The 6,674-nt window shown below is 62.4% G+C and carries 7 protein-coding genes; 4 read left to right on the top strand and 3 right to left on the bottom strand.

Features of this window, described 5'->3' with window-relative positions; genetic code table 11:
* Positions 1-25 precede the first annotated feature (25 nt).
* The 3 genes from secB to J7E36_RS21605 are packed head-to-tail and all read right to left on the bottom strand — an operon-like array spanning position 26 to position 1,217.
* A complete protein-coding gene (secB, locus tag J7E36_RS21615; protein WP_215007600.1) occupies positions 26-508 on the bottom strand; it encodes a protein-export chaperone SecB in 483 nt (160 codons plus the stop codon).
* Between the two features lie 39 nt (positions 509-547).
* Positions 548-802, bottom strand: a complete 255-nt coding sequence (gene grxC, locus J7E36_RS21610; RefSeq protein WP_215007598.1) for a glutaredoxin 3 — start codon at positions 800-802, stop codon at positions 548-550.
* A gap of 1 nt (position 803) precedes the next feature.
* Positions 804-1,217, bottom strand: coding sequence for a rhodanese-like domain-containing protein (locus tag J7E36_RS21605; RefSeq protein ID WP_215007595.1), 414 nt, complete (start codon positions 1,215-1,217; stop codon positions 804-806).
* 152 nt (positions 1,218-1,369) lie between these two features.
* On the opposite strand from J7E36_RS21605, the gene gpmI reads away from it, so the two are divergent.
* From gpmI to J7E36_RS21585, 4 genes are all read left to right on the top strand, one after another.
* The gene (gpmI, locus tag J7E36_RS21600) at positions 1,370-2,899 is read left to right on the top strand and encodes a 2,3-bisphosphoglycerate-independent phosphoglycerate mutase (RefSeq protein WP_215007592.1); all 1,530 of its coding nucleotides are present in this window, start codon (positions 1,370-1,372) and stop codon (positions 2,897-2,899) included.
* Between the two features lie 219 nt (positions 2,900-3,118).
* Positions 3,119-4,411, top strand: a complete 1,293-nt coding sequence (locus tag J7E36_RS21595) for a murein hydrolase activator EnvC family protein (protein WP_215007589.1) — start codon at positions 3,119-3,121, stop codon at positions 4,409-4,411.
* 32 nt (positions 4,412-4,443) lie between these two features.
* Positions 4,444-5,760, top strand: coding sequence for a S41 family peptidase (locus J7E36_RS21590; protein ID WP_215007586.1), 1,317 nt, complete (start codon positions 4,444-4,446; stop codon positions 5,758-5,760).
* Position 5,761: 1 nt separating this feature from the next.
* Positions 5,762-6,544 carry a divergent polysaccharide deacetylase family protein gene (locus tag J7E36_RS21585; RefSeq protein WP_215007583.1) on the top strand — a complete coding sequence of 261 codons (783 nt, stop codon included), beginning with the start codon at positions 5,762-5,764 and terminating at the stop codon, positions 6,542-6,544.
* The last annotated feature ends 130 nt before the right edge of the window (positions 6,545-6,674 follow it).

Raw genomic sequence — 6,674 nt, 5'->3', positions numbered from 1 at the left:
GGCTTGCATCAATACCCAAGTCGGCTTATTGAACGGTCGCGCTGCCTTCCTGCTGCATGCGCTGCAGTTCTTGCGCGTACAGGGCGTCGAAGTTCACCGGGGCCAGCATCAGGGCCGGGAACGAACCACGGGTCACCAGGCTGTCCAGGGTTTCACGGGCATAAGGGAACAGGATGTTCGGGCAGAACGCGCCCAGGGTGTGGCTCATGGAGGCCGCATCGAGGTTCTTGATCAGGAAGATCCCGGCCTGTTGCACTTCGGCGATGAACGCCACTTCGTCACCATTCTTGACGGTCACCGACAGGGTCAGCACCACTTCGTGGAAGTCGTCTTCCAGGGCTTTCTGGCGGGTGTTCAGGTCCAGGCCGACGCTCGGTTCCCACTGCTGGCGAAAGATCGCCGGGCTTTTCGGGGCTTCGAAGGACAGGTCACGGACATAAATGCGCTGCAAGGAGAATTGCGGTGCGGTTTCTTCTTCGCTGGCAGCTGTGTTTTGTTGGTCAGTCATCGCAGATCCTTCTTACTTTCAGGTTCTTTAGTAGGGAATTCAGGCCTTGAGCATCGCGTCGAGCTTGCCGGCGCGCTCCAGGGCGAACAGATCATCACAACCGCCCACGTGGGTGCTGCCGATCCAGATCTGCGGGACGGACGTGCGTCCGGCCTTCTGGGTCATTTCGGCGCGCAGTTGCGGCTTGCCGTCGACCTTGATCTCCTCGAACGCCACGCCTTTGTTCTGGAGCAGGAACTTGGCCTTGGAACAATAGGGGCAGTAATCGCTGGAATAGACAACGACGTGGGTCATCTCACTTCACCAGGGGCAGATTGTCAGCCTTCCAGCTGGCAACGCCACCGGAGAGCTTGGCGGCGGTGAAGCCGGATTTCATCAACTCGCGGGCATGGGTGCCGGCGTGCTGGCCCTGGGCGTCGACCAGGATGATGGTCTTGGCCTTGTGCTTTTCCAGCTCGCCGATACGCGCGATCAGTTTGTCCTGGGGAATGTTCACCGCGCCAACAATGTGACCAGCGGCGTATTCCTTGCTCGTACGGATATCCACCACCACGCCGGCGTCCTTGTTGACCAGCGCCGTCAGCTCGCCAGTGCTCAGGCTGCGACCGCCACCCTGCATCGTGTGGGCGATCAGCAGCGCCAGCAGTACGACGAAGATACCGACGAGAATGTAGTGGTTAGTGGCAAATTCAATCAGGTGAGCAACCATCGAAGGAGGTTCCAGGGCGTTAAAATGTCGGCCAGTATACACAGCACGCAAGGCCGGCCAAACCCCGCCCGGCGGTGACGGCACCGGAACTTACCTTTAAACTGCCCGTCCCTTTTCCATCGTCTTCTTTTAACCAGCCACGAGTGGATTCCATGACTACCACGCCTAAACCTTTGGTCCTGATGATTCTCGACGGCTTCGGTCACAGTGAAAGCCACGAATCCAACGCCGTGTACTCGGCCAACAAACCGGTGCTGGACCGCCTCTGGGCCACCGTGCCGAACGGCCTGATCTCCGGCAGCGGCATGGACGTCGGCCTGCCGGACGGGCAGATGGGCAACTCCGAAGTCGGCCACATGAACCTCGGCGCAGGCCGCGTGGTGTATCAGGACTTCACCCGGGTGACCAAATCGATCCGCGACGGCGAGTTCTTCGAGAACCCGACCCTCTGCGCCGCCGTGGACAAGGCCGTGGCCGCCGGCAAGGCCGTGCACTTCATGGGCCTGCTGTCCGACGGTGGCGTGCACAGCCACCAGGATCACCTGATCGCCATGGCCGAGCTGGCCTTCAAGCGCGGCGCCGAAAAGATCTACCTGCACGCTTTCCTCGATGGCCGCGACACTCCGCCGAAAAGCGCCGCCTCGTCCATCGAACTGCTCGACGCAACCTTCCAGGCCCTCGGCAAGGGCCGTATCGCCAGCCTCGTCGGCCGCTACTTCGCCATGGACCGCGACAACCGTTGGGACCGCGTATCCCAGGCGTACAACCTGATCGTCGACGGCAACGCCGAGTACAGCGCGGCCACCGCCGAGGAAGGCCTGCAAGCCGCCTACGAGCGCGGCGAAAGCGACGAATTCGTCAAGGCCACCACCATCGGCGAACCGGTTAAGGTCGAAGACGGCGATGCCGTGGTGTTCATGAACTTCCGTGCCGACCGCGCCCGCGAGCTGACCCGGGTGTTCGTCGAAGACGACTTCAAGGAATTCGAACGCGCCCGTCAGCCAAGACTGGCCGGTTTCGTGATGCTGACCCAATACGCCGCCAGCATCCCGGCGCCCTCGGCTTTTGCCGCCGGCAGCCTGGAAAACGTGCTGGGCGACTACCTGGCGAAGAACGGCAAGACCCAGCTGCGCATCGCCGAGACCGAAAAATACGCCCACGTGACGTTCTTTTTCTCCGGCGGCCGTGAAGAACCGTTTCCGGGCGAAGAGCGCATCCTGATTCCATCGCCGAAAGTCGCCACCTACGACCTGCAACCGGAGATGAGCGCGCCGCAAGTCACCGATCGCATCGTCGACGCCATCGAACACCAGCGCTACGACGTGATCGTGGTCAACTACGCCAACGGCGACATGGTCGGTCACAGCGGCGTGTTCGACGCGGCGGTCAAGGCCGTGGAATGCCTGGACACTTGCGTGGGTCGCATCGTCGAGGCACTGGAAAAGGTCGGCGGCGAAGCACTGATCACGGCTGACCACGGCAACGTCGAGCAGATGTCCGACGAATCCACCGGCCAGGCCCACACCGCCCACACCACCGAGCCGGTGCCGTTCATCTACGTCGGCAAGCGCGACCTCAAGGTCCGCGACGGCGGCGTGCTGGCTGACGTGGCGCCAACCATGCTGATGCTGCTGGGCATGGAAAAACCGGCGGAAATGACCGGGACTTCGATTCTGGTGTGATTCAACACACATCCCGGGTGGGAGCGGGCTTGCTCGCGAATGCGGTCTATCCATTGACATCAATGTCGCTGACACACCGCATTCGCGAGCAAGCCCGCTCCCACAGGGGGTTTGCAGTGTTTTTTCCGGCCAGTTATCACACAGCCCCAAATGGGCGTTTTTTTTGCCGCGTGGGGCGGGCATACTAGGCCGTCCCTTTCCCTGGTATCACCCGCCTCTATGCTTCGCGTCCTGATAGCCCTCGCTCTGACCTGCCTGCTCCAACCGGCCTTTGCCGACGAGCGCGCGCAAACCCAACAGCAGTTGGAAGCGACGCGCCAGGACATTGCCGAGCTGAAGAAGCTGCTGGGCAAGTTGCAGGAAGAGAAATCCAGCGTCCAGAAAGACCTGCGCGGCACCGAGACCGAGATGGGCAAGCTGGAGAAACAGGTCGATGCCCTGCAGAAAGAGCTGAAGAAAAGCGAATCCGAGCTGCAACGACTCGATGGAGAGAAAAAAAAACTCCAGAGCGCGCGCACTGAACAGCAGCACCTGATCGCCATCCAGGCCCGAGCGGCCTACCAGAGCGGCCGCCAGGAGTATCTCAAGCTGCTGCTCAACCAGCAGAACCCCGAGAAATTCGCCCGCACGCTCACTTACTACGACTACCTGAGCCAGGCCCGCCTGGAGCAACTCAAGAATTTCAACGAAACCCTGCGCCAACTGGCCAACGTCGAAAAAGACATCGAAATGCAGCAAGCCCAGTTGCTGGTGCAGAAAAGCAGCCTCGACAGCCAGCGCGACGAACTCGACAAGGTTCGCAAGGAGCGCCAGGTGGCCCTGGCCAAGCTCAACGACGACGTGAAGGCGCGGGACAGCAAGCTCAAGGCCCGCGAGCAGGACCAGGCCGAGCTGGCCAACGTGCTCAAGACCATCGAGGAAACCCTGGCCCGCCAGGCTCGCGAGGCAGAGGAAGCGCGCCAGAAAGCGCTGATCGCCCAGCAGGAAGCCGAAAAAAAGCGCTTGCGTGAAGCCCAGGTCGACGCCGACACAGACGACGCCCCACGCAAAACGACCCGGTCCAGCCCCGGCGCGCTGGTTTCCAGCGAGGGTGAAACCTTCGGCGGCGCTTTTGCTTCGGCACGGGGCAAACTTCCATGGCCGGTCAATGGTCGATTACTGGCGCGCTTCGGTGAAACCCGTGGTGACGACACCCGCACCAAGTGGGACGGCGTGATGATCAGCGCCTCCGCCGGTAGCCAGGTGCATGCCGTGCATGGCGGGCGCGTGGTGTTCGCCGATTGGCTGCGCGGTGCCGGCCTGTTGGTGATCCTGGATCACGGCAACGGTTACCTGAGCCTGTACGGTCATAACCAGACGCTGCTCAAGTCGGCAGGGGATGTGGTCAAGGCCGGTGAGTCCATTTCCACGGTCGGCAACAGTGGCGGGCAGGATACGCCAGCGCTGTATTTCGCTATTCGTCAGCAGGGTCGCCCCAGTGATCCGGCCCAATGGTGTCGTGCGCAAGGATAAGCGCACCCATCCACTTAAGGAGTTCGTTCGACATGCTGCATTTGTCCCGCCTTACCTCGCTGGCCCTGACGATCGCCCTTGTGATCGGTGCGCCCCTGGCTTTCGCCGCTGAACCGGCCCCACCTGCTCCCGCTGCCACGGCGGCGACGACCAGGGCCCCGCTGCCGCTGGACGAACTGCGCACGTTTGCCGAAGTCATGGACCGGATCAAGGCCGCCTACGTCGAACCGGTGGATGACAAGATGCTGCTGGAGAACGCCATCAAAGGCATGCTCAGCAACCTTGATCCGCATTCGGCCTACCTGGGCCCGGACGATTTTGCCGAATTGCAGGAAAGCACCAGCGGCGAGTTCGGCGGCCTGGGCATCGAGGTCGGCAGCGAAGACGGCTTCATCAAAGTGGTCTCGCCCATCGACGACACACCTGCCTCCAAGGCCGGTATCCAGGCGGGCGACTTCATCGTCAAGATCAATGGCCAGCCGACCCGCGGCCAGAGCATGACCGAAGCCGTGGACAAGATGCGCGGCAAGATCGGCCAGAAGATCACCCTGACCCTGGTGCGCGACGGCGGCACGCCGTTCGACGTGACCCTCACGCGAGCGGTTATCCAGGTCAAGAGCGTGAAGAGCCAGTTGCTGGAATCGGGCTACGGCTACGTGCGCATCACCCAGTTCCAGGTCAAGACCGGCGAAGAAGTTGCCAAGGCCCTGGCCAAGCTGCGCAAGGACAACGGCAAGAAACTCAACGGCCTGGTCCTGGACCTGCGCAACAACCCGGGCGGCGTGCTGCAATCGGCGGTGGAAGTGGTCGATCACTTCATCACCAAGGGCCTGATCGTCTACACCAAGGGCCGCATCGCCAACTCCGAGTTGCGCTTCTCGGCCACCGGTAACGACTTGAGCGAAGCCGTGCCACTGGTGGTGCTGATCAACGGCGGCAGCGCCTCGGCCTCGGAAATCGTCGCCGGCGCCTTGCAGGATCAGAAGCGCGGCGTGGTCATGGGCACCACCAGCTTCGGCAAAGGCTCGGTGCAAACCGTGCTGCCGCTGAACAACGACCGTGCCCTGAAGATCACCACCGCGCTGTACTTCACGCCCAACGGCCGTTCCATCCAGGCCCAGGGCATCGTCCCGGACATCGAAGTGCGCAAGGCCAAGATCACCAACGAGGCGGACAGCGAATACTTCAAGGAAGCCGACCTGCAAGGTCACCTGGGCAATGGCAACGGCGGTGCCGACAAACCGACCGGCTCCGGCACCAAGGCCAAGCCGATGCCACAGGATGACGACTACCAGTTGGCCCAGGCGCTGAGCCTGCTCAAAGGATTGAACATCACCTCCGGCCGCTGAGATGGGCCGGCGCTTCATCCTCGGCCTGTTGTGCTGCCTGGCGAGCGTTGCCTTTGCGGCGCCCGCTACGCCCGGCGCTTCATCGCACAAGGCTTACCTGAGCCTGATCATCGACGACCTGGGGCAGAACCTGCCCCGGGATCGCCAGGTACTGGCCCTCCCCGGCCCGGTCACCGCCGCGATCATGCCCGACACGCCCCACGCCGCCGAATTCGCCCGCGAAGCCCATCGCGCCGGCAAGATCGTCATGCTGCACATGCCCATGGACCCGGCCACCGGACCGTTCGCCTGGCATCCGGAGCTGTCCATTGAAGAACTGGGTAAGCGCCTCGACGCCGCATTCGCCGCCGTGCCCTATACCAGCGGGATCAACAACCACATGGGCAGCCGCATGACCGCCCAACCCCAGGCCATGGCCTGGCTGATGGCGAACCTGCAGCAGCGCCACAAGTTCTTCGTCGACAGCCGCACCAGCGCCCAGACGGTCGCCGCCGCCGAAGCGCAGAAGATCGGCCTGGCCAGTGTGTCGCGGGATGTATTCCTCGACGACGAGCGTACCGAAGCCGCCATCACCCACCAGCTCCAGACCGCCATCGACCTGGCCCACCGACAGGGCTCGGCGGTAATGATCGGCCACCCCTACCCGCAGACCCTGGCGGTACTTGAACGCGAACTGCCCAAACTCAAGGCCCAGGGCATCGAATGGATCGACATCAAGTCGATGATCAGCCTGCGCAGCAACCGGGCGATGACTGGACATGGGAAAGACGGGGTTTACCGGTAAACCGCGTCGGTGGGTGTATCAAATAATGTGTTCACCGTCGCCAATGTGGGAGCGGGCTTGCTCGCGAAAGCGGTGTGTCAGGCAGCAAGTTTCTGGATCGGAAGACCCCTTCGCGAGCAAGCTGAACTGG

This window comes from Pseudomonas fluorescens (genome assembly GCF_018614775.1).
GTDB lineage: Bacteria > Pseudomonadota > Gammaproteobacteria > Pseudomonadales > Pseudomonadaceae > Aquipseudomonas > Aquipseudomonas fluorescens_BY.
This window is presented reverse-complemented; position numbering and strand designations above follow the sequence as displayed.